Source organism: Planococcus sp. CP5-4_YE (assembly GCF_019042655.1).
Lineage (GTDB): Bacteria > Bacillota > Bacilli > Bacillales_A > Planococcaceae > Planococcus.
This window is the reverse complement of sequence record NZ_JAHPZO010000007.1, coordinates 62,334-82,483: the sequence shown is the minus strand read 5'-3', so window position 1 is coordinate 82,483 and position 20,150 is coordinate 62,334. Positions and strand designations below refer to the sequence as shown.

The 20,150-nt window shown below is 48.8% G+C and carries 16 protein-coding genes; 14 read left to right on the top strand and 2 right to left on the bottom strand.

Annotated features, from left to right (window positions below; translation table 11 throughout):
- The first annotated feature begins 33 nt into the window (after positions 1-33).
- The 13 genes from KTG14_RS10355 to KTG14_RS10295 all read left to right on the top strand — a co-directional run bounded on the left by KTG14_RS10355 (position 34) and on the right by KTG14_RS10295 (position 16,312).
- Positions 34-834: an ABC transporter ATP-binding protein gene (locus KTG14_RS10355; RefSeq protein WP_216970874.1), complete on the top strand. Its 801-nt coding sequence runs from the start codon at positions 34-36 to the stop codon at positions 832-834.
- On the top strand, positions 827-2,467 hold the full coding sequence (locus tag KTG14_RS10350) for a hypothetical protein (protein ID WP_216970873.1): 1,641 nt from the start codon (positions 827-829) through the stop codon (positions 2,465-2,467). The genes KTG14_RS10355 and KTG14_RS10350 overlap by 8 nt, the downstream gene beginning before the upstream one ends.
- A 256-nt stretch (positions 2,468-2,723) precedes the next feature.
- Positions 2,724-4,994: an excinuclease ABC subunit UvrA gene (locus KTG14_RS10345; RefSeq protein WP_216970872.1), complete on the top strand. Its 2,271-nt coding sequence runs from the start codon at positions 2,724-2,726 to the stop codon at positions 4,992-4,994.
- Between the two features lie 210 nt (positions 4,995-5,204).
- A complete protein-coding gene (locus KTG14_RS10340) occupies positions 5,205-6,017 on the top strand; it encodes a TspO/MBR family protein (protein ID WP_216970871.1) in 813 nt (270 codons plus the stop codon).
- 108 nt (positions 6,018-6,125) lie between these two features.
- Positions 6,126-6,794 carry a type 1 glutamine amidotransferase domain-containing protein gene (locus tag KTG14_RS10335; RefSeq protein WP_216970870.1) on the top strand — a complete coding sequence of 223 codons (669 nt, stop codon included), beginning with the start codon at positions 6,126-6,128 and terminating at the stop codon, positions 6,792-6,794.
- Between the two features lie 395 nt (positions 6,795-7,189).
- The gene (locus KTG14_RS10330) at positions 7,190-8,029 is read left to right on the top strand and encodes an MIP/aquaporin family protein (protein WP_216970869.1); all 840 of its coding nucleotides are present in this window, start codon (positions 7,190-7,192) and stop codon (positions 8,027-8,029) included.
- Positions 8,030-8,065: 36 nt separating this feature from the next.
- Positions 8,066-9,562, top strand: a complete 1,497-nt coding sequence (gene glpK / locus KTG14_RS10325; RefSeq protein WP_216970868.1) for a glycerol kinase GlpK — start codon at positions 8,066-8,068, stop codon at positions 9,560-9,562.
- A 144-nt stretch (positions 9,563-9,706) separates the two neighbouring features.
- The gene (locus KTG14_RS10320; RefSeq protein WP_216970867.1) at positions 9,707-11,377 is read left to right on the top strand and encodes a glycerol-3-phosphate dehydrogenase/oxidase; all 1,671 of its coding nucleotides are present in this window, start codon (positions 9,707-9,709) and stop codon (positions 11,375-11,377) included.
- A gap of 351 nt (positions 11,378-11,728) precedes the next feature.
- Positions 11,729-13,012: a GntP family permease gene (locus KTG14_RS10315; RefSeq protein WP_216970866.1), complete on the top strand. Its 1,284-nt coding sequence runs from the start codon at positions 11,729-11,731 to the stop codon at positions 13,010-13,012.
- 39 nt (positions 13,013-13,051) lie between these two features.
- Positions 13,052-13,828, top strand: coding sequence for a 3-hydroxybutyrate dehydrogenase (locus KTG14_RS10310; RefSeq protein WP_068460688.1), 777 nt, complete (start codon positions 13,052-13,054; stop codon positions 13,826-13,828).
- A gap of 212 nt (positions 13,829-14,040) precedes the next feature.
- Positions 14,041-15,027, top strand: coding sequence for a macro domain-containing protein (locus KTG14_RS10305; RefSeq protein ID WP_216970865.1), 987 nt, complete (start codon positions 14,041-14,043; stop codon positions 15,025-15,027).
- A gap of 82 nt (positions 15,028-15,109) precedes the next feature.
- Positions 15,110-15,766, top strand: a complete 657-nt coding sequence (locus tag KTG14_RS10300) for a vWA domain-containing protein (RefSeq protein ID WP_216970864.1) — start codon at positions 15,110-15,112, stop codon at positions 15,764-15,766.
- Positions 15,767-15,802: 36 nt separating this feature from the next.
- Positions 15,803-16,312 (top strand): Ltp family lipoprotein, encoded by a 510-nt coding sequence (locus tag KTG14_RS10295; RefSeq protein ID WP_216970863.1) that lies wholly within the window; start codon positions 15,803-15,805, stop codon positions 16,310-16,312.
- Positions 16,313-16,361: 49 nt separating this feature from the next.
- On the opposite strand, the gene KTG14_RS10290 is transcribed toward KTG14_RS10295, so the two are convergent.
- Positions 16,362-17,798, bottom strand: coding sequence for a carbon starvation CstA family protein (locus KTG14_RS10290; RefSeq protein WP_216970862.1), 1,437 nt, complete (start codon positions 17,796-17,798; stop codon positions 16,362-16,364).
- 349 nt (positions 17,799-18,147) lie between these two features.
- On the opposite strand from KTG14_RS10290, the gene KTG14_RS10285 reads away from it, so the two are divergent.
- The gene (locus KTG14_RS10285; RefSeq protein WP_216970861.1) at positions 18,148-19,086 is read left to right on the top strand and encodes a Gfo/Idh/MocA family protein; all 939 of its coding nucleotides are present in this window, start codon (positions 18,148-18,150) and stop codon (positions 19,084-19,086) included.
- Positions 19,087-19,290: 204 nt separating this feature from the next.
- Here KTG14_RS10285 and KTG14_RS10280 read toward each other — a convergent pair whose 3' ends face one another.
- Positions 19,291-20,082, bottom strand: coding sequence for an endonuclease/exonuclease/phosphatase family protein (locus tag KTG14_RS10280; protein WP_216970860.1), 792 nt, complete (start codon positions 20,080-20,082; stop codon positions 19,291-19,293).
- Between the last annotated feature and the right edge of the window lie 68 nt (positions 20,083-20,150).

The window sequence follows — 20,150 nt, the reverse complement described above, 5'->3', positions numbered from 1 at the left end:
AATTAACACATAATTAGCGTGAGGGGTTTTTAGATGACTAGAGAAAACGATAAGGTGCTATCGATTCAGAATCTGACAATGAATTATGGCGGCAAGAAAGTGTTGAACGGCATCAATCTTGAAGTGGCAAGTGGCGAAATCATCGGTTACATCGGGCCGAACGGGGCGGGCAAGAGTACGACAGTAAAAATCATGCTTGGGCTGATTGATGATTACCAAGGAAAAGTGGTGATTTTCGGGCAAGATATTGCGTCAGGCGACCCGTCTTACAAAAAGAGAATCGGCTATGTACCGGAAAATGCAGAAGCCTATGACAATTTGACGGCGATGGAGTATTTGGTATTTACGGGAGAACTGTATGGCATGGGCCGTGACGCGGCGCAGGCAAAAGCGGAGCGGCTGCTGGGGCAATTTGATTTGCAGGATGTCGGCCATTCCCGGTTGTCTTCATTTTCAAAAGGCATGAAGCAAAAAGTGCTGATCATCGCGAGCCTGCTTCATGATCCGGATCTATTGTTTTGGGACGAGCCGCTCAGTGGGCTCGACGCCAATAGCATGATGGTCATCCAAGAAATCCTGGCGCAATTGGCGGCGCAAGGAAAAACGATTTTTTATTCATCGCATATTATGGATCTCGTGGAAAAAATCAGCAATCGCATCGTGCTGCTGGTGAAGGGTGAAGTGGTGGCGGATGCGACGTTTGAAGAACTGCAGGGAATGAGCGAGGAAGGGTCGCTTTCCGGGATTTTCAATCAATTGACCGGATTCACGGAGCACCGCAATAAAGCCAAGGACTTCGTGTCGATCGTACAGGGAGACGAGGAGTATGCGTGAGTTTCAATCGCTGAAGTTTCTTTCCGTATTCAAAGGCATTTTCACTAGGTTTGGCGTCGATTATGCGGTGATGGAAAAAATACTGGAGATCAAATTGACGATGGACGAACGCCGCGTGCCGACGATTTTTGGCGAAAACGGCAAAAAGAAAAAGGAAGGCAACCAATTTCTGAAATCGTTGTGGATTTACGGGCTTTACAGTTTGATTTTGATTCCGTTTTTGCTGCTCGGGGAAAATTATATGTATCAATTGAGCCTTGTTTTTGGTATGATTCTGTTCATTTTGATGACCTCAATGATTTCCGACTTTTCCGTGGTGCTGCTGGATATTCGGGATAAGAATATTATCCAGACCAAGCCGGTCAATAAACAGACCATCGCGGCGGCGAAAATCGTCCACATCATGATTTACATGACGTTTGTGGCGGGGGCTTTCACGACGATTCCATTCCTGGTCGGCTTGTTTCGGCACGGCATTGTCTTTTCATTGATTTTCCTCATTGAACTCGTGTTGACAATCTTATTGGTCGTTGTCCTGACGTCGTTGCTGTATTTATTCATCCTGCGCTTTTTCGACGGCGAAAAGCTGAAAGACATCATCAATTACGTCCAGATTTTGCTGTCGGTCGGAGTGGTCGTGGGCTATCAAGTGTTGATTCGATCGTTTGAATTTGTTGATTTGAACATGACGTACGCGTTCAGCTGGTGGCATTTCCTCATTCCACCGCTGTGGTACGGGGCGCCATTTGAAGTGTTGTTGAACGGCAATACGTCGAGCCATTTTATCGCGTTTACAGTGCTCGCATTTATGGTGCCGGTCATCGCCATTTACGGCTATGCCAAACTGATGCCGTCGTTTGAACGCAATCTGGAAAAGTTGTTGAGCGACACGAAAACCCGCAAGAAACCCAGGAATGGGCTGGATGAAATGGGCGCTAAATTATTATGCCGTTCGAATGAAGAACGGGTCTTTTACCGCTTCGCGGCATCGATGATGAAAAAAGAACGCGAATTCAAACTGAAGGTGTTCCCCGTGCTCGGGATGTCGCTGTTCTTCCCGTTTCTCTTTATTTTCACCTATTCAGTCGACGGCGGCTTGGAAGAGATTTCAGGCGGCAATATGTTCATGTTCATCTATTTCTGCAATGTCATCATTCCGAGCGTCGTGTTTATGCTGAAATTTTCGGAAGGCTATAAAGGCAGCTGGTTGTTCCGGGCGGCGCCGATTGAACAGGCATCGAGTGCCTATAGCGGCACCTTAAAAGCCTTCTTTGTGAAAATGTATCTACCGGTTTTCCTGTTCTTGTCCATCATCTTCATTTGGATTTTTTCGGCGAGAATTCTGCCAGATTTAGCAGCGGTGTTGCTTGGAGGCCTTCTGCAAATTTTAATCACCTATAAAATAGTGAACGAAGGCGAATTTCCGTTTTCTACTTCCTTCGAATTTGCCCAAGAATCAGGAGGCGCGAAGATGTTTTTACTGACGCTGATCACCGGCGCTTTTGTCGGCGCTCATTTCCTTGCGAATGCATTTGATTACGGCATTTATGTGTATCTCGTCGTGTTGTTGGCGGCTATAGGAATCGGCTGGCGCATGGTGTTTCCGAAAACGAAGGCAGTGGCTGCATTTTAGTGTGTCCCTGTGCATGACACAATTCAGAGGGGCAGATCCTTGGTGTAGCAACATTTCGGTAGAAGTACGTCCCTGTGCACCACACAATTTGACGCATCCGCGCTGGCGGATGCGTCTTTTTTCTATGCCCTGATGAATTGTGTGGGAATTGTGTGGTGCACAGGGACAAGCCGGTTGTGTGAACCACCTCGAAAAAGGGAACACTTTTATGTAGTAGTGTAATCTGCTGATCGGATTGGAAAAGGAGAATGTTGACATGCCAGAAAAACGAGATGAAATCATATTGCGAGGGCTTCGTGAAAATAATTTGAAAAATATCGATTTGAATATCCCGAAAGAGAAAATTAACGTGTTTACCGGCTTGTCGGGTTCTGGGAAAAGTTCGGTCGTGTTCGATACCTTGGCGACAGAAAGCAGAAGGCAGATGACCTTGAACTATCCGCTGTACATCCGCCACCAGATGCCGAGGTACGAGCGGCCGCATGCCGACTTGATGCAGCATTTGAGCCCGGTGGTCGTCGTAGAACAAAAGCCAGTGAGAGGCAATTCGCGCTCGACGGTCGGCACGTATATGGATATCGATCCGCTGATCCGGTTGTTATTCTCGAGAATCGGCAGCCCACCAATCGGTTCGGCGACAGAATTTTCGAGTGAAAGTTCGTTCGGCAATTGTCCGGAGTGCAACGGCTTCGGCGAAGTCGTTACGCCGGATATCCATAAATTGATCGACCATACGAAATCAATCCGGGAATCTGCGGTGCGCTTCAAGCCGCTTGCGCCTCCTGGCTGGCAAGGCAGATGGATGAGAGATGGCGGATTGTTCGACCCGGATCTTCCCATCAAAGATTACACGAAAGAAAAATACAATCTGCTCGTATACGGGCCGCCGGAAGGAGAACGTGCATTTAGCACTTATTATTATAAAGAAGGCGATCGCGAAATCGAGTGGGACGGCCTGCTTCCGAGGTTTATTCGTCTCTATATCAACCGGGACTTGACGAAACTGAAAATCGTCTCCCAGGAAGATGTCTTAGCGCTGACGACGCGTACCCCGTGCCCAGTTTGCGAAGGTTCGGGATTGAATCCGAGAGTGCTGGAGTGCAAAATCAACGGCTTGAACATCGCCAATTATGCCCGCTTGGAATTAACAGAACTGCTCGGTGAACTGGAGAAAATCGACGACCCAATCGGTAAATCAATTGCCCAGCAGGCGCATCCGAGCGTCAAACAGCTGGTCGGTTTGGGGCTCGGCTATTTGAGTTTGTCGCGTAAGATGGGCACTTTGTCCGGCGGTGAAGCGCAGCGCGTGAAAATCGCGCGCCACCTAGGCAGTAGCTTGAACAACATCACGTATATTTTCGATGAGCCGAGTGCCGGGTTGCATCCGGAGGAAATCAATATGTTGACGCATATGCTGGAAAGTATACGGGACAACTACAATACCGTCGTCGTTATCGAACACAATTTGGCGGTCATTAAGACGGCAGATGAAATCATCGAGATGGGCCCGGGCGCTGGCAGAAGCGGCGGTGAAGTGGTGTATCAAGGCGGGCAGGAAGGCTTGAAGAAAACTTCCGCTATCACGGATTTGGATCACACCGTGACGGTGAATGAACAGCCGAGAACAGCGGAAAATACATTTTCGATCAAACATGCTTCTGATAATAACTTGAAAAATGTCAGCGTGGAAATTCCACAAAATGCCCTCGTCTCGGTGTGCGGTGTTTCCGGTTCCGGAAAAAGCTCATTGATGTTCGGTGCATTCACCGGCAATTATCCCGAAACGATTGCGGTCGGGCAAGGCAGCATCGGGACGTCCAGCCGTTCGACGCTCGCGACCTATATGGGCATCATGAGCGACATCCGGTCGATCCTGGCAAAACAAACCGGACAGCCGGCGGGCTTGTTCAGTTTTAATTCATTGGGCGCCTGCCCGGTCTGTGAAGGCAAAGGTATCACCACGCCGAATGTCGCATTTGCGGATCCCGTGACGGTGACTTGTGAAGCTTGCGGCGGCACAAGGTATTCAGATGAAGCCTTGTCTTATCGCTACAAGGGAAAAAACATTGTGGAGATTCTGGAGCTGACGATTGATGAAACGAATGAATATTTAGAGATGCCGAAAATCGTCAAAAAAGTGGATACGTTGAAAGATGTCGGTTTAGGCTACCTGACACTTGGGCAGACGACCGGGTCACTGAGCGGCGGCGAAGTGCAGCGCTTGAAGCTCGCAAGCCACTTGAAAAAAGAAGGGCAGATTTATTTATTGGATGAACCGTCACTCGGTTTGCATACACGCGACAATGCCCATCTATTGGACGTCTTCCAAAGGCTCGTCGACAAAGGCAATTCGGTCATCCTCATCGAGCACAATCTGAACTTGATCGCAGCGAGCGATTGGGTCATCGAAATGGGCCCGAGCGGCGGTAAAAAAGGCGGGGAAGTGCTGTTTGAAGGCACGCCGCAAGAGATGCTCGAAGCGGATACGCTGACGGCGAAATGGCTGAGAGCTGGTGTGAAGGGGTAGAGCGGCAGCGCTCTGTCCCTGTGCAAGACACAATTCCACCACAGGAAACCTTGATGCAGCAGTATTCTCCAGTCGAAACGCCCCTGTGCACGACACAATTCACCCGGTTCATTCCAAGAAACCGTTTCGCCGACTGGTGAAAACGGGAAGATAGAAAGAAAGTAGCACATATTGCCAGTGATTATTATCTTTCGGGAGGATGAAACCATTATGGAAGAAAGCACAATGAAGAAAACCCAGTTGTTCGCGATACTGAACTTAGTCGCTTATTTTGCGACGCTTGGCGTCAATTATCTGGGATCGTCGGGGTTCATTAACGGCAATACGCAAAAAGATATTTCGGACAAGTACATGACACTCATCTCGCCGGCGCCGTTTACGTTTTCGATTTGGGGCGTCATCTACACGCTGGTGCTGGTCACGCTCGTGTACTTGTTCATCAAACGAAAAGATGCGGAAGTCAGCCGCTTGACGCTGTTGATCTCGCCTTTATTCATCGCGAGTTCGTTGCTCAATATGGGATGGATTGTCGTGTTTTCTTATGAATGGCTGGGCGTTTCGACACTATTGATTGCAGGCTTGCTGTTTTCCTTGCTGTTCATTGTGGAAAGAATCTACAAACACCGCTCTGAGTTTCCGTCGCTGCTGGCGGGGCTTGCCTTCACGTTGTACAGTGCTTGGGTATTTATCGCGACCATTGTCAATATTTCGCTGTCTTTGGTGCAATGGGAGTGGGACGGCTTCGGCATTTCTGATTCTGTCTGGACGCTCATCGTCTTAGGCGTTGCGGTCGTATTTGTCCTGTTTTACTTGTCACGCTTCAAAAACTCGGCGTTTCCGATCCCGATTGCCTGGGCGTTCTTCGGTATCTATAGTGCCTATATGAGCGGGACACTCGACCCTGAGATGTCAGCGGTTATTCAAGTAGCCCTGTTGGCAGGAATCGTTATTTTCTTGATTGCCGTAGTGTGGACATTCTTTAAAAACGGCAAATCTCTTTTTCCGAAACATAAGACCGTTTAGGAAAGGGCGCTCGTGTAATAAAAAATTGCGAGAATTGCAAGTTTGTTTAAATCCGAAAACATTCGGGAACAACTAGTGGCAGAATGATTTTCAGAGGAGGAACTATTAATGGCTAAAGTATTAGCAGTGCTATCAAGTGGACATAAAGATACAGAAAACAATTACGAAACCGGCTGGTGGGCGGAAGAATTGTTCGCACCGATGGAAATTTTAAAAGATGCAGGCCATGACGTGGAGCTTGCTTCACCTAAAGGCGGCAAACCGACGCTTGACGAGGTCAGCATCAGCGAAGATTACGACCCGGAAGGCAAGTACAAGAAAATGTACGAGTCCGGCCTTGCGGATAACACAAAAAAATTGTCTGACGTGGATGCGAAAGCATACGACGCAGTGTTTATCGTCGGCGGCCACGGAGCGATGTACGACCTTGCGAAAGACGAAACGCTTCACGGGATCATCAACGCTGTATATGACAACGGCAATATCGTGTCGGCAGTGTGCCACGGCCCGGCACCACTAATATGGACGAAACGCCCAGACGGCCAAAGCATCATCGCCGGATTGAACGTTACCGGTTATCCGGAAGCGGTTGAACCGGAAGGGCTTCCAGAAATCCTGCCGTTCAGCTTAGAGGGCAAGATGAGCGAAGTTGCCGATTACACCGCCGACGAAAAAGTCGTATGGGGCAATGAGCAAGTGTTGACGGGCCGCGACCCGTTTGCTTCTGAAGCATTGGCTGAAGAATTGGTCAAAGCATTGGATAAGAAAAATAACTAAATGATGGTTGGCGACAGCGCCATCTCAAACAGCAGGGCTTTGCAGCGTTCTCGTGCAGAGCCCTGCTTTTTTTATTCATTATGAGGGAACTCGTGCGCCAGCTTTTCATAGAGTCCATTCTCAACGCAAGATGAGCGGCAGCGAAGTTATTTGAAGCAACCAGATGAAGATGTTTTATAGATCGAGGTGGAATATTTAAACAAAAATTCAGAAAATATATTGACAGCGCTTTCTTTTAAGTATACCTTATATATAACAAGTTAAGAGTTGTGTTGGAGACCTGGAGATTCGCACATTAATGAGTACTTCTATCAAGGAGAACTTCCATTAATTGCGGATTTTTTTAATGCGGATTTATACAGCTCTTGCTTTAAAAGGAAGGGAAGTGTTAAGCGATGTCAGAGTTTTTAGCAGAAGTGATCGGGACCATGATCCTGATTATTTTCGGCGGTGGTGTAGTGGCAGGAGTGGTCTTGAAAGATTCCAAGGCGGAGGGCAGCGGCTGGGTTGTCATTACCATTGGCTGGGGATTGGCTGTAGCGATGGGCGTGTACGCAGTGGGTAGTTTCTCAGGAGCACATATCAACCCGGCAGTAACTTTGGGTTTGGCTTCGGTTGGAGAGTTTCCGTGGGCGAAAGTTCCGCTGTACATCCTTGCCCAAATGATCGGCGCGATCCTCGGAGCAGTAATCGTCTTTTTGAACTATTTGCCCCATTGGAAGATTACAGAAGACCAAGGAGCGAAATTGGCTGTGTTCTCCACTGGCCCAGCTGTCCGGAGTCCGTTTTCGAATCTAGTCAGTGAGATTCTCGGCACTGCTGTTTTGGTGATGGGCTTGCTATTCATCGGTGCCAATGATTTTACAGATGGGCTGAATCCATTGATTGTCGGCGCATTGATTATTGCCATCGGTATGTCACTCGGCGGCGCTACGGGCTATGCCATCAATCCGGCGCGTGACCTGGGCCCGCGGATTGCCCATGCGCTGCTTCCTATTCCTGGAAAAGGCAGTTCGGATTGGAGCTATGCTTGGGTGCCAGTCGTTGGGCCGGCTTTCGGCGGTATTTACGGAGCAGTTTTCTATAAAGCGTTTTTCACGAGTGATTACAGCCTGCTGTTCTGGGGGCTTAGTGTGATCATGCTGGTAATCTTGATCGGGGCAGCAAACGCCGAACTGAAAAAAGGCCGTACTGTAGCGAATGAAATCGAAGACACGTTAGTGGATGATAAATAACGATTGATCACAAGACCATTTGAGGAGGAATAATTGATGACTAAAGATTATATTATGGCGATTGACCAAGGAACAACGAGTTCACGGGCGGTATTGTTCAACCATAAAGGGGAAATCGTAGGCACCGGCCAACAGGAGTTTGAGCAATTTTTCCCGAAACCGGGCTGGGTAGAGCATGACGCGAATGAAATTTGGACGTCCGTGTTGGCGTGTATGGCAGGGGCATTGCGCAAAGCGGATGTTGAAGCGAACCAAATTGCAGGCATCGGTATTACCAACCAGCGCGAAACGGCTGTCGTTTGGGACCGCAACACCGGAAAGCCAATCTACAAAGCGATTGTCTGGCAATCGAGACAAACTGCGGATATTTGCGGCGAATTGAAAGCGCAGGGGCACGAAGAGCTGTTCCGGAAGAAAACGGGCTTATTGATTGACGCTTATTTTTCAGGAACGAAAGTCAAATGGATTTTGGATAATGTCGAAGGCGCGCGGGAAAAAGCCGATAACGGCGATTTGATGTTCGGGACAATCGATACGTGGCTCGTCTACAAACTTTCTGGCGGTGCTGCACACATCACCGATTACAGCAACGCTTCCCGTACGCTGATGTACAATATTTATGATTTGGAATGGGACCAGGAATTGCTGGATATTCTGACGGTGCCAAAAAGCATGTTGCCGGAAGTACGCCAATCGTCTGAAGTCTATGCCAATACCATCAACTATCATTTCTTTGGCAATGAAGTGCCGATCGCAGGCATTGCAGGTGACCAGCAGGCTGCCTTATTCGGCCAAGCCTGCTTTGAAAAAGGGATGGCTAAAAACACATATGGAACAGGTTGTTTCATGTTGATGAACACTGGGGAAGAAGGAGTCGTTTCCGAACATGGCCTGTTGACTACCTTGGCATGGGGCATTGACGGCAAAGTGGAATATGCGCTCGAAGGCAGTATTTTCGTCGCTGGTTCTGCGATTCAATGGCTGCGTGACGGCTTGAAAATCTTGGATACTTCACCGGAAAGCGAGCAATACGCTAGATCCGTCGAATCGACAGACGGCGTTTACATGGTGCCGGCATTTGTCGGACTCGGCACGCCTTATTGGGATACGGACGCTCGCGGCGCCATCTTCGGCTTGACGCGCGGTACGACACGGGCGCATCTCATCCGGGCGACGTTGGAATCGCTCGCTTACCAGACGAAAGATGTAGTGAACGTCATGATCGAAGACGCGGGCATCGAATTGAAAACTTTGCGTGTCGATGGCGGCGCAGTAGCGAACGATTTCCTTGTGCAATTCCAGAGCGACATTTTGGATGTGCCGGTTGAACGTCCGGTTATCCAGGAAACGACAGCGTTAGGCGCAGCTTATCTCGCCGGGTTGGCGGTTGGTTTCTGGGAAAGCAAGGAAGAAATCGCCCAACAATGGAAAGTGGATAAAACTTTCACTAGCGATATGCCTGCCGAAAAAAGTGAAGAACTTTACAATGGCTGGAAAAAAGCGGTGGAAGCTACGAGAGTATTTAAAAACTAAGCGATAAACAGCATCGTGTTAGTGCGATAGCCGCAGCAATCAAGGGGCCGGGACCATCTGCAGAGTATATTCTGAGATGTCTTCAGGTCTCTGTTTTTTTACCCATTGCCATTAGTTTTTTTTGAGTAAAGGAGTGGAATGGAAATGAAGTTTTCCAGCTTTGATCGACAGGATCATTATCGTCATTTGGAAAATCAACAGTGGGACTTGCTGGTGATCGGCGGCGGAATTACTGGAGCCGGCATTGCTTTGGATGCTTCGGCAAGAGGCTTGAAAACAGCGGTTCTTGAAATGCAGGATTTCGCTGCGGGCACCAGCAGTCGGTCGACCAAACTCGTTCACGGCGGATTGCGTTATTTGAAGCAATTCGAAGTGAAAATGGTCGCTGAAGTCGGCAAGGAACGGGAAATCGTCTATGAAAACGGCCCGCATGTCACGACGCCGGAATGGATGTTGTTGCCTTTTTATAAAGGCGGAACATTCGGCCCGTTGAGCACCAATCTAGGCTTGCGGGTTTACGATTTTCTAGCCGGCGTGAAGAAACAAGAAAGACGAAAGATGCTGAGCCGTGAAGAAACCTTGCAACGCGAGCCTTTATTGAAGAAAGAAGGTTTGAAAGGCGGCGGCTATTATGTAGAATACAAGACGGATGATGCGCGACTGACGATAGAAGTCATGAAGAAAGCCGTCGAAAAGGGTGCGCTTGCCCTAAACTATACGAAAGTGACCGAATTTATTTACGCGAAACAAAAAGTGGTCGGCGTCAAAGTGGAGGATTTGATTACCCACGGTGTTCGCAATGTGTATGCCAAGAAAATCATTAACGCCGCCGGTCCTTGGGTCGATATATTAAGGGAAAAAGATCAATCGAAACAAGGCAAAACATTGCATTTGACCAAAGGAATCCATTTGGTATTCGATGGCAAACGGTTTCCTTTAAAACAAGCCATTTATTTTGATATGCCGGACGGGCGTATGGCGTTTGCCATTCCGCGTGAAGGCAAAGTATACGTCGGCACGACCGATACGGTATATAAAGCGGATATCGCACATCCGACGATGACTCGTGTTGACCGGGATTACGTTTTACGGGCCATCCAGTTTATGTTTCCGGAAGTGGGCATCGGGGTTCTAGATATCGAATCGAGTTGGGCGGGACTGCGTCCACTCATTCACGAAGAAGGAAAGGATCCTTCGGAAATTTCGAGGAAAGATGAAATTTTCATCTCCGATTCCGGGTTGATGTCAATTGCAGGCGGTAAGCTCACTGGTTACCGAAAAATGGGCGAAAACATCGTCGATAAAGTAGCAGAACAATTGGAGAAAGAACAAGGCATCCCGTTGCCGAAAGGCTCGACAAAGCAATTGCCGATTTCCGGAGGGGAAGTCGGGGGTTCCAAGCAGTTCGAGAACTTCCGGGTCGACCGGGAACAACAGGCGATGAAACTTGGCTTGAATGGCCCCACAGCCCGTATGCTGACACATCGTTACGGTGCCAATGTCGATCAAGTGTTAGCTATTTTTTCAACAGGCCGAGAACATGCGGAACATGCCGCTCTCGACCCGCTTGTCTACGCGATGCTACGCTATGCGATGGAATATGAAGCGGCGTATAAGCCAGTCGATTTTTTCGTACGCCGGACAGGTGCCTTGTATTTCAATATTCAATGGGTCCACGTATACAAAGAGGCAGTTATTTCGTATATGGCGAAAGGATTTAATTGGAGTGGGCAACAGGCAGCTGCTTATACGGAAGAATTGGACAAGGCGTTATACGAAGCGGTAACTCCTGTGGAAGAGGAACATCTAGGCTAATGACGATGCTTATAAACCTAATTCAACAGGACATTAGATATAAAAAATAATTTAAGCCCTAACGACATTCACACCCGCAGGAGCAAGCTGCCGGGTGTTTTTTTGTTTGTAAATTGTGCGGGAATTGTTTGTTGCACAGGGACTAAGTTATTTTAATAAAACTATTCCATTTTTGAATACATGCTATTAATAATAATTATACGTTATAAATACAGTGTTAAATCAAAATATCAAAATTATTTATCATTTACATTTTTGGGTAATATCTATTTCAATATATCTTTATTCGTGTATAATGGGCATTGCTTCACTGCGGTGAAGGGCTAAAGATATAGAAAGAAGTGAGAACAGATGTTAAGTATATTGATCGGATTGATCTTATTGATTGCGCTTGCCTATTTGGGCTGGTCGATCATTTGGGTGGCCCCATTAGCGGCCGGCGTCGTAGCTTTGCTCAGCGGGCTCGATGTTTATAGCACGTATACAGAAACTTATATGAGTGGTTTGGTAAGTTTCGTCCAGAAATGGTTCCCGATCTTCCTCTTAGGGGCCGTATTCGGGAAATTGATGGAAGAGACCGGAGCCGCGCGGGCAGTTGCACAGAAGGTTACGCAGCTGATTGGCGGAAAGCGCGCTATTCTAGGCGTCTTGATCGCCGCCGCGTTATTGACTTACGGAGGCGTCAGTTTGTTTGTGGTCGTCTTTGCAGTCTACCCGATTGCACTTGAATTGTTCCGTGAGGCCAATGTAACGCGCAGATTGCTGGTGCCAACTTTCGCACTCGGAGCATTCACGTTTACGATGACGTCAATGCCAGGTACTCCACAGATTCAAAACTTGATCCCGATGGATACCTATAACACCACACCAATGGCAGGACCGGTCATCGGTATCGTCACGACGTTGATCATGGCGGTTGGCGGCTATGCTTGGTTGGCATATCGCGAGAAGAAATTGTCGGCTAAAGGCGAGGGCTTTGAAATTCGCAAACAAGCTGGTGCATCGAAAGAGGAAGAGGTGGCGACGCCGAACTGGATGTTGTCGCTCGTCCCGCTTATTGTGGTCGTTGTGTTCTTGAATATCGTCAACCTTCAGCCGATTTACGCGTTGATGTTGGGGATCGTCACGATCATGTTGATTAACGTGAAGCATTATAAGAGATTCGTCTTCTCGATTAACGAAGGTGCTAAAGGATCTGTCATGGCCATCCTAAATACCAGTGCGGCTGTCGGATTCGGTGCCGTCATTGCGATCGTTCCGGCATTCGACAACATCACTTCCTGGTTGCTCAATGTGTCGGATAACCCGCTAGTTGCCCAGTCATTGGCGATTCAAGTCATGGCGATGATCACGGGATCCGCTTCAGGTGGTATGGGCATTGCGCTCAGCACCTTGGGGGATACGTTCTACAACTTGTCTCAAACGACGGGCATCAACCCGGAAGTTTTCCACCGGATGGCTTCTGTGGCATCGGGCGCTTCGATCCTGCCGAATAACGGCGCATTGCTGACTTTGTTGGCTGTGACAGGATTGTCGCATCGCGAAACCTACAAAGATGTGTTCGTGGTGGCATTGGTCATCCCGACGATCGCCGTCATCGTCGGCATCATCTTGGGCGGTATCGGTTTAGTTTAAAATTTTCCACACTAATAAACAATAATGGAGGAATTCAGTATGGTAGAGCAAAAAGTAGTAGTGATCACAGGGTCCGCGCGCGGCATCGGATTTGAAATCGGCAAGCATTTCGCAGAAAGCGGAGCGAAAGTCGTCTTGTCGGATATCAACAATGAAGTGCTGCAGGAATCTGCACAATCTTTGAGAAACGAAGGCTTTGAAGCCATTGGCGTGAAAGCCGATGTCACAAGCGAAGAAGATCTTCAAAACTTGGTAGCGGAAACGAAAAACACTTACGGCCGCGTCGACATCGTCATCAACAACGCTGGTTTGCAACACGTTTCGCCAATCGAGGAATTCCCGACAGCGAAATACGAATTGATGATCAAAATCATGCTAACAGCACCGTTCATGTTGACGAAAGCAGTCTTCCCAATCATGAAAGAACAAGGATTTGGCCGCATCATCAACATCTCGTCGATCAACGGATTGATCGGCTTCTCCGGTAAAGCGGCTTATAACAGCGCGAAGCACGGCGTTATCGGTTTGACGAAAGTAGCAGCGCTAGAAGGTGCTGAGCACGGCATCACAGTAAACGCTGTCGCACCAGGCTATGTCGACACGCCGCTCGTCCGCGGGCAAATGGCCGACTTGGCTAAGACGCGCAATGTGCCACTCGAAAAAGTACTAGAAGAAGTACTTTTGCCGCTCGTCCCGCAAAAACGCTTGCTTGACGTCGCTGAAATCGCTGATTGCGCCTTGTACTTGGCAAGCGACAAAGCGAAAAGCATCACGGGCCAAACCATCGTCATCGATGGCGGTTACACAGCTCAATAAAGGTTCCTATAGAGAATGTGAACACCCCGCAGCTTTTAGCTGACGGGGTGTTTTTGCGTCGTCAAATTGTGTGGTGCACAGGGACAAAAAACCGTTCGCCAAGCAAAAACCCCGCACTGCATCTCGCTTCGGGGTGCATGAAATTGTGTGGCGCACAGGGACACAACGGGTGGTAAAATGAAAAGAAACAAGAAACAGAAAGGGATGAGCCCATGCCACTGCAAATCGTGCGCAACGACATCACCAAAATGAACACCGAGGCAATCGTTAATGCCGCAAACTCCAGCCTGAAAATAGGCGGCGGCGTGTGCGGAGCGATTTTCCGCGCAGCAGGTCCGAAGCAGCTGCAGGAAGCGTGCGACCGGATCGGTTATTGTGCGGTCGGCGAAGCAGTGCATACCGACGGCTTCGCGCTTGATGCGAAGTACATCATCCATACGGTCGGCCCGGTGTGGGAAGGCGGCGGGCGCAACGAGGAAATGTTGCTGCGCAATTGCTACCGCAACTCACTGGTACTTGCCGCAGAGCTTGGCTATGAGTCGATTGCGTTTCCGCTTATCTCGACCGGCATCTTCGGCTATCCGAAAGAACCGGCACTGCGCGTGGCGACAGAAGAGATCGATGCCTTTCTGGACGAGTACGATATGGACATCTATCTGGTCGTCTTGGACAAGCAGTCGTTTGGCATTAGCGAGAAGCTTTACGAATCGATTGAAACGTTCATCGATGAACAGGAAGCGGCGGTTTTGGAAGAACGAGCTGGCCGTTACCAAGACCGGCGGGAAATGGAAATACCGATGTCTGCACCAATCGAGATAGTGGAGCAGCAATTGAGCCTAGAAGAGTTCTTGGAAGAGGTGGATGAATCCTTCTCACAGCGGCTGTTCAGGTTCATTGACGACCGGGGCATGACCGATGCCGAGACCTATAAAAAAGCGAACCTCGACAAAAAGCTGTTTTCCAAAATCAGAAACTCCCCAGGCTACACGCCGAAGAAAAAGACCATCCTGGCGTTTGCGATTGCGCTCGAACTGGAACTTGATGAGACGGAGGAACTGCTTGGGACAGCCGGCTACCGCTTGTCGAACAGCCACAAGTTTGACTTGATTGTCCGCTATTTCATCGAGCGGGAACAATACAATATTTTTGAAATCAACGAAGCCTTGTTTGCATTTGACGAAGCGCTTCTCGGTTCGTAAAAAGGTCGCTTTCGAAGCGACCTTTTTTCTATGGGAAAATCGTATCCTTGGGGTAGCAAGTAACCTGAAGGAGGAAACGATGATGAAAAATGAAATGACGGAATTGGTGTTTATTCTCGACAAGAGCGGTTCGATGGCAGGTCTCGAACAAGATACGATCGGCGGCTTTAATGCCCTGATCGACAAGCAGCGAAAGCTGCCGGGTGAGGTCCGCGTGACAACGGTGCTGTTCAATCATGAATACGAGTTGCTTCACGACCGGATTTCGCTCGAAGGCATTTCGCCGATGACCGATAGCGATTATGGAGTAGGAGGCATGACGGCTTTGCTTGATGCGGTCGGCTCGACAATCCAGAAAATCAGCAATGCGCAAAAAGGGACATTGAAAAAGCACCAGGCCGACCGGGTGATGTTCGTCATCACGACAGACGGCCTGGAAAATTCCAGCTGTGAGTACACGTATAAGAAAATCCATGAAATGATCGCCTCAAAAAAGACGGCCGGCTGGGAATTCGTGTTCCTCGGTGCAAACATCGACGCGGTCGCGACCGCCAAGAAATTTGGTGTAGACGAAGATTTTGCGGTGGATTACCATGCGGATGCGGAAGGGACGGAGTTGAATTACCAAGTGTTGAGCGAAGCGGTCAGTTCATTCCGGACCGGGAAAAAGATTGACCGGGAGTGGAAGAAGGAAATTGAACGGGATTATGAAGCTCGTGGAAATAAAGGAAATCAATAATAAGTGAAATTTATTCGAAAATAAGGGGGATTTATCATGAAAAAAGTATTTAAGATAGGCTGTTTCGGCTTTATTGGCCTAATTGTATTGATGGCTATACTGGTTGCTTTGGCCGGTGGAGGAGAAGATTCCACGGAAACCGAGGGTACGACAGAAACAGCACCCGCAACAGAAGAAACTTCTACGGAAGAAGATGCTGAAACGGAAGAGCCGGTCGAAGAAGAGCCAGCTGAGCCGGAAGTATCGACTGAGTTTGAATCTGCATTGAATCAAGCACAAACCTACTCAGATACCATGCATATGTCAAAAGCCGGCCTGTTCGAGCAATTGACTTCTGAATACGGCGGACAATTCCCAGAAGACGCTGCACAATACGCGATCGATAATGTGGATGCTGATTGGAAAGCGAACGCTTTGGAATCGGCCAAGACTTATCAGGACAGCATGAGCTTGTCCAAAGAAGCTATTCGCGATCAATTGACTTCCGATTATGGCGGCCAGTTTACGCAAGAAGAAGCTGACTACGCTATCGAAAACCTGGAATAACCCAAAAAGATGAGCTCCGGCAAAACTGCCAGAGCTCATCTTTTTTCGTTTAAACTGCTTCGCATTCTGAATCTGTCTGCTTCGCAGCGCGGTACTTCATAATCTGCGCAATATACCAGAGAGCAACAACCAAGGTGATAACCGAGCCGATCATCGCGGCGATGTGGTATTCCATATTCAAGCCTTCAGGTGCGTAGAAGATGTACATGGAGACGACGCCTGTCATGAACATGGCCGGCACGCCGCTGATCCAGTGCATTTTGTAGTTCTTGAGCAAATACATCGTCGCTGTCCACAGCATGAAGGTCGCGACAACTTGGTTGGTCCAGCCGACGTATCTCCACAAGAACGTGTAGTCGATCGTCGCCATGTAGAACGTTGGGATGGCGAGCGGGATGGTGATCAATAGGATGCGCAAGGTGCCGTCAGTTTTCGTGAACTTCGACAATAAATCAGCCAAGATCATGCGCGACGAACGCAGCGCAGTATCACCCGTTGTGATCGGCAAGATGATGACGCCGAAGATCGCGAGGATGCCACCGAGCGTGCCAAGAAGCGAAATCGAGATGTCGTTGACGACGCCAGACGGTCCGCCTGCTGCAAGTGCTGCGCCGAGTCCTTCTGTTCCGTTGAAGAAAGTCATGCCGGCTGCCGCCCAGATCAAAGCGATAACGCCTTCAATGACCATGGCGCCGTAGAAAATTTTGCGGCCGTCGGTTTCTTTTTTCATGGTGCGGGCAATGATCGGGCTTTGCGTACTATGGAAGCCGGAAATTGCGCCGCACGAAACGGTAACCATGAGTAGCGGCCAAATCGGCAATTCGCCTGGGTGCAAATTGCTGAAGGTCAAGTTCGGCATCGGTTTGCCTGAGAACACGAGTGCCACGGCGACTGCGATGGCCATGAACAACAGGATACCGCCGAGCACCGGATAGATGCGGCCGATGATGCGGTTGATCGGCAAGATCGTTGCGAGAACGAAATAAGCGAAAATCAAGCCAAGCGCCGCGATAAAAGAAATCGGCGTAATTTGTGCGATTAATTGAGCGGGTCCCGCTGTAAAGGCCGCCGCCACGAGCAGCATCAACACGAGCGACAAGCCATTGATGAAGAATTTTGCGTTCTTTCCGAGGTAACGTCCAACGAGTGTAGGGAACTGAGCTCCGCCGTGGCGCATCGACATCATACCGGAAAAGTAATCGTGGACGCCGCCTGCAAAGATGCAGCCAACGACGATCCAGATGAATGCGACGGGTCCGTACAATGCGCCAGCTACAGCGCCGTAGATCGGGCCAAGGCCTGCGATGTTCAATAGTTGAATCAAATTGCCTTTCCACCAGCTCATCGGCACATAGTCGATGTTATCGGCCTGCGCGTAAGCGGGTGTTGGAGTTTTATCGTCGACGCCGAATACCTTTTCGATGAATTTTGAATAAAAAACGTATCCCAATATTAAGAGTGCAAGTGCTGCGAAAAATGTAATCATATGCGTCGTCCTCCTGGTGTCAGTGATATATCGTATACACATGATAGCATCTTTTGCCGAAAATTAAAGTTAATATTTCGAAAAAACTAATATTTCTATTTATTTATGGCAAAGCAATAGATGGTTGATAGGAACATTGAAATTGAAAGCGTATCCAGTGGGTTTTGAGGACTAAAGGTTTTTGAGCGCTTTCATGCCAGTGTAAGAAATCTCGAATTTCATTATCCTAAGATACAAGTAAATAAAGCCGGAAGGGCAGAAACTTCCACGGAAATGAATTGTTTGTGACACAGGGACACGATTGCACTATGCTTGAAAGTAAGTCCATAAAGAGAAGAGGAAACTAATCATGAAATTCGGCATCATTGGAACGAATTGGATCACCGATCGATTTATCAAAGCAGCGAAACAACACCCAAGTTTCAGCATCGGCGCCGTGTATTCAAGGACGGAAGAGACCGGCCGCGCGTTTGCGGAGAAATACGGGGTGGACGCGGTTTATACGGACATGAAGAAAATGTTCGAAGAAGGCGATATTGATGGGGTCTATATCGCTTCGCCGAATGCGTTTCACGCTGAACAAAGCCTGCTCGCGATGCAACACGGCGTGCATGTGCTCTGTGAAAAGCCGGCCGTTGTCAGTCTGGACGAGATGGATCGGATCATTGCGGCTTCAAAAGAAACCGGCATGACTTATATGGAAGCGATGAAATCGACCGTGACGCCGACTTTCCTGCGGCTGAAAGAAGAGCTGCATAAAATCGGCCCGGTCCGCCGCTATGTATTCCATTACAACCAGTATTCGTCTCGCTACGATAAATACAAAGAAGGCATCATCGAAAACGCGTTTAAGCCGGAACTCGGTAACGGTGCGAAAACGGATCTCGGCGTTTACGGCTTGGCGCCGCTCGTCCATTTGGCGGGGGAGCCGGATGCCGTATTGCGCAACCGCTATCTGTTGTCGACGGGTGCGGAAGGGCAAGGCAGCATGATTCTCGATTACGGCGAATGCGAAGCGGTCGTCATGTACTCGAAAATTTCGGATTCGTATTTGCCGAGTGAAATTCAAGGGGAAAACGGCGTCGTTGAAATCGACAGAATTAGTGACCCGAAACACGTGCTGATCAAATACCGCGACGGCACGACTGAAGATATTTCCATCCCGCACGAGTTCGATACCATGTATTATGAACTCGACGAATTTATCCGCTGCGTGCACAAAGGCCAAATAGAGTCCCCAATCAATACGCACGAGATCTCCCGGCAAGTGACGAAGCTTTTGCTTTAATGAAAAACAGTCAACGAAAAAACCGCTTTTTCCGTCCAGCATACGTGGGGGAAAGCGGTTTTATTTGTCTAGTTATTTGAGTTCGAGCATCACATAAAACCATTGCTCCCACATTTACTGCGTAAATGCGTCGCACATAAAAGTATTGCTCCCACATTTACTGTGCAAATGCGTCGTAAATGAATTAGCTCAGCTGACTCTTCGCTAATTCATTACCAACTGAACTTCCACACCGAAATGGTCCGACACCAGCGGCTTGTGTTCGCCGTTGAAGATGACTTTGGACGATTTGACGGTGACGGGTTCGGTGGAGAGGATCAAGTCGATGCGCAGGTCCTGTTTATTTTCGCTCCAGCCGGCGATTTTGCCTTTGACGGTGATGCCGGCGTCTTTTTCCTCGGCTAATGTGTAGGTGTCGTGCAGCCCGTTTTCCAATAAGTAAGCATAGCCTTGTTGTTCGAGCGAGGCGTCGTTATTGAAGTCGCCCATCAGGAAGGCAGGGGCTTCTATGTTCATCTGCTCAAGCAGCTGGTCTGCCTGGTATTTGAATGGCTCTACGCTGTCATGCCACCAACCCGTATGGCAGGAATAGAATGTGAAGGGCTGGTCGGCGTAATGGATGGTTGCGCCGACAATCTTCCGCGTTTTCGGGGAATGCTTGTCAGTGCTTTGGCTGACGAAGAAGCTGTGCTCATCGATGACGGCATGGCGCGTCAAGATCACCAGCCCTTCTTCGTAGCGCCCGTAGACGAGGTGGGAGAAATCCCACACCATCGAATAGCCTGTCATGCCGAGTTGCTCCATTTCCTTAAGCAGAACCCAGGCGTAATTATCGTGCTTGATAACATGTTCTGGTTGCTCGTCAATCGACTGATTGACTTCCTGCAAGGCGATGACGTCGTATTGTTTTTCGGCGATGGCCGATGCCAAATGGCGGATTTTGTCCAGTTGATTTTCTTCGTGCCAGGCATGGCAATTCAAGGTCAGTAGTTTCATTGATTGATTCCTCCAAAGTATGGCGATTTTAAAGAAAACCCGGACCTGAGCGAAGAGATTCGCATCGG

Excerpts from the sequence above, each read along its gene's own strand:
- KTG14_RS10290 (WP_216970862.1), bottom strand. The coding sequence starts at position 17,798 with ATGATTACATTTTTCGCAGCACTTGCACTCTTAATATTGGGATACGTT.
- KTG14_RS10280 (WP_216970860.1), bottom strand. The coding sequence starts at position 20,082 with ATGAAACTACTGACCTTGAATTGCCATGCCTGGCACGAAGAAAATCAA.
- KTG14_RS10310 (WP_068460688.1), top strand. The coding sequence starts at position 13,052 with ATGGTAGAGCAAAAAGTAGTAGTGATCACAGGGTCCGCGCGCGGCATC.
- KTG14_RS10320 (WP_216970867.1), top strand. The coding sequence starts at position 9,707 with ATGAAGTTTTCCAGCTTTGATCGACAGGATCATTATCGTCATTTGGAA.
- KTG14_RS10295 (WP_216970863.1), top strand. The coding sequence starts at position 15,803 with ATGAAAAAAGTATTTAAGATAGGCTGTTTCGGCTTTATTGGCCTAATT.
- glpK (WP_216970868.1), top strand. The coding sequence starts at position 8,066 with ATGACTAAAGATTATATTATGGCGATTGACCAAGGAACAACGAGTTCA.
- KTG14_RS10305 (WP_216970865.1), top strand. The coding sequence starts at position 14,041 with ATGCCACTGCAAATCGTGCGCAACGACATCACCAAAATGAACACCGAG.
- KTG14_RS10340 (WP_216970871.1), top strand. The coding sequence starts at position 5,205 with ATGGAAGAAAGCACAATGAAGAAAACCCAGTTGTTCGCGATACTGAAC.
- KTG14_RS10345 (WP_216970872.1), top strand. The coding sequence starts at position 2,724 with ATGCCAGAAAAACGAGATGAAATCATATTGCGAGGGCTTCGTGAAAAT.
- KTG14_RS10335 (WP_216970870.1), top strand. The coding sequence starts at position 6,126 with ATGGCTAAAGTATTAGCAGTGCTATCAAGTGGACATAAAGATACAGAA.
- KTG14_RS10285 (WP_216970861.1), top strand. The coding sequence starts at position 18,148 with ATGAAATTCGGCATCATTGGAACGAATTGGATCACCGATCGATTTATC.
- KTG14_RS10355 (WP_216970874.1), top strand. The coding sequence starts at position 34 with ATGACTAGAGAAAACGATAAGGTGCTATCGATTCAGAATCTGACAATG.
- KTG14_RS10350 (WP_216970873.1), top strand. The coding sequence starts at position 827 with ATGCGTGAGTTTCAATCGCTGAAGTTTCTTTCCGTATTCAAAGGCATT.
- KTG14_RS10315 (WP_216970866.1), top strand. The coding sequence starts at position 11,729 with ATGTTAAGTATATTGATCGGATTGATCTTATTGATTGCGCTTGCCTAT.
- KTG14_RS10300 (WP_216970864.1), top strand. The coding sequence starts at position 15,110 with ATGAAAAATGAAATGACGGAATTGGTGTTTATTCTCGACAAGAGCGGT.
- KTG14_RS10330 (WP_216970869.1), top strand. The coding sequence starts at position 7,190 with ATGTCAGAGTTTTTAGCAGAAGTGATCGGGACCATGATCCTGATTATT.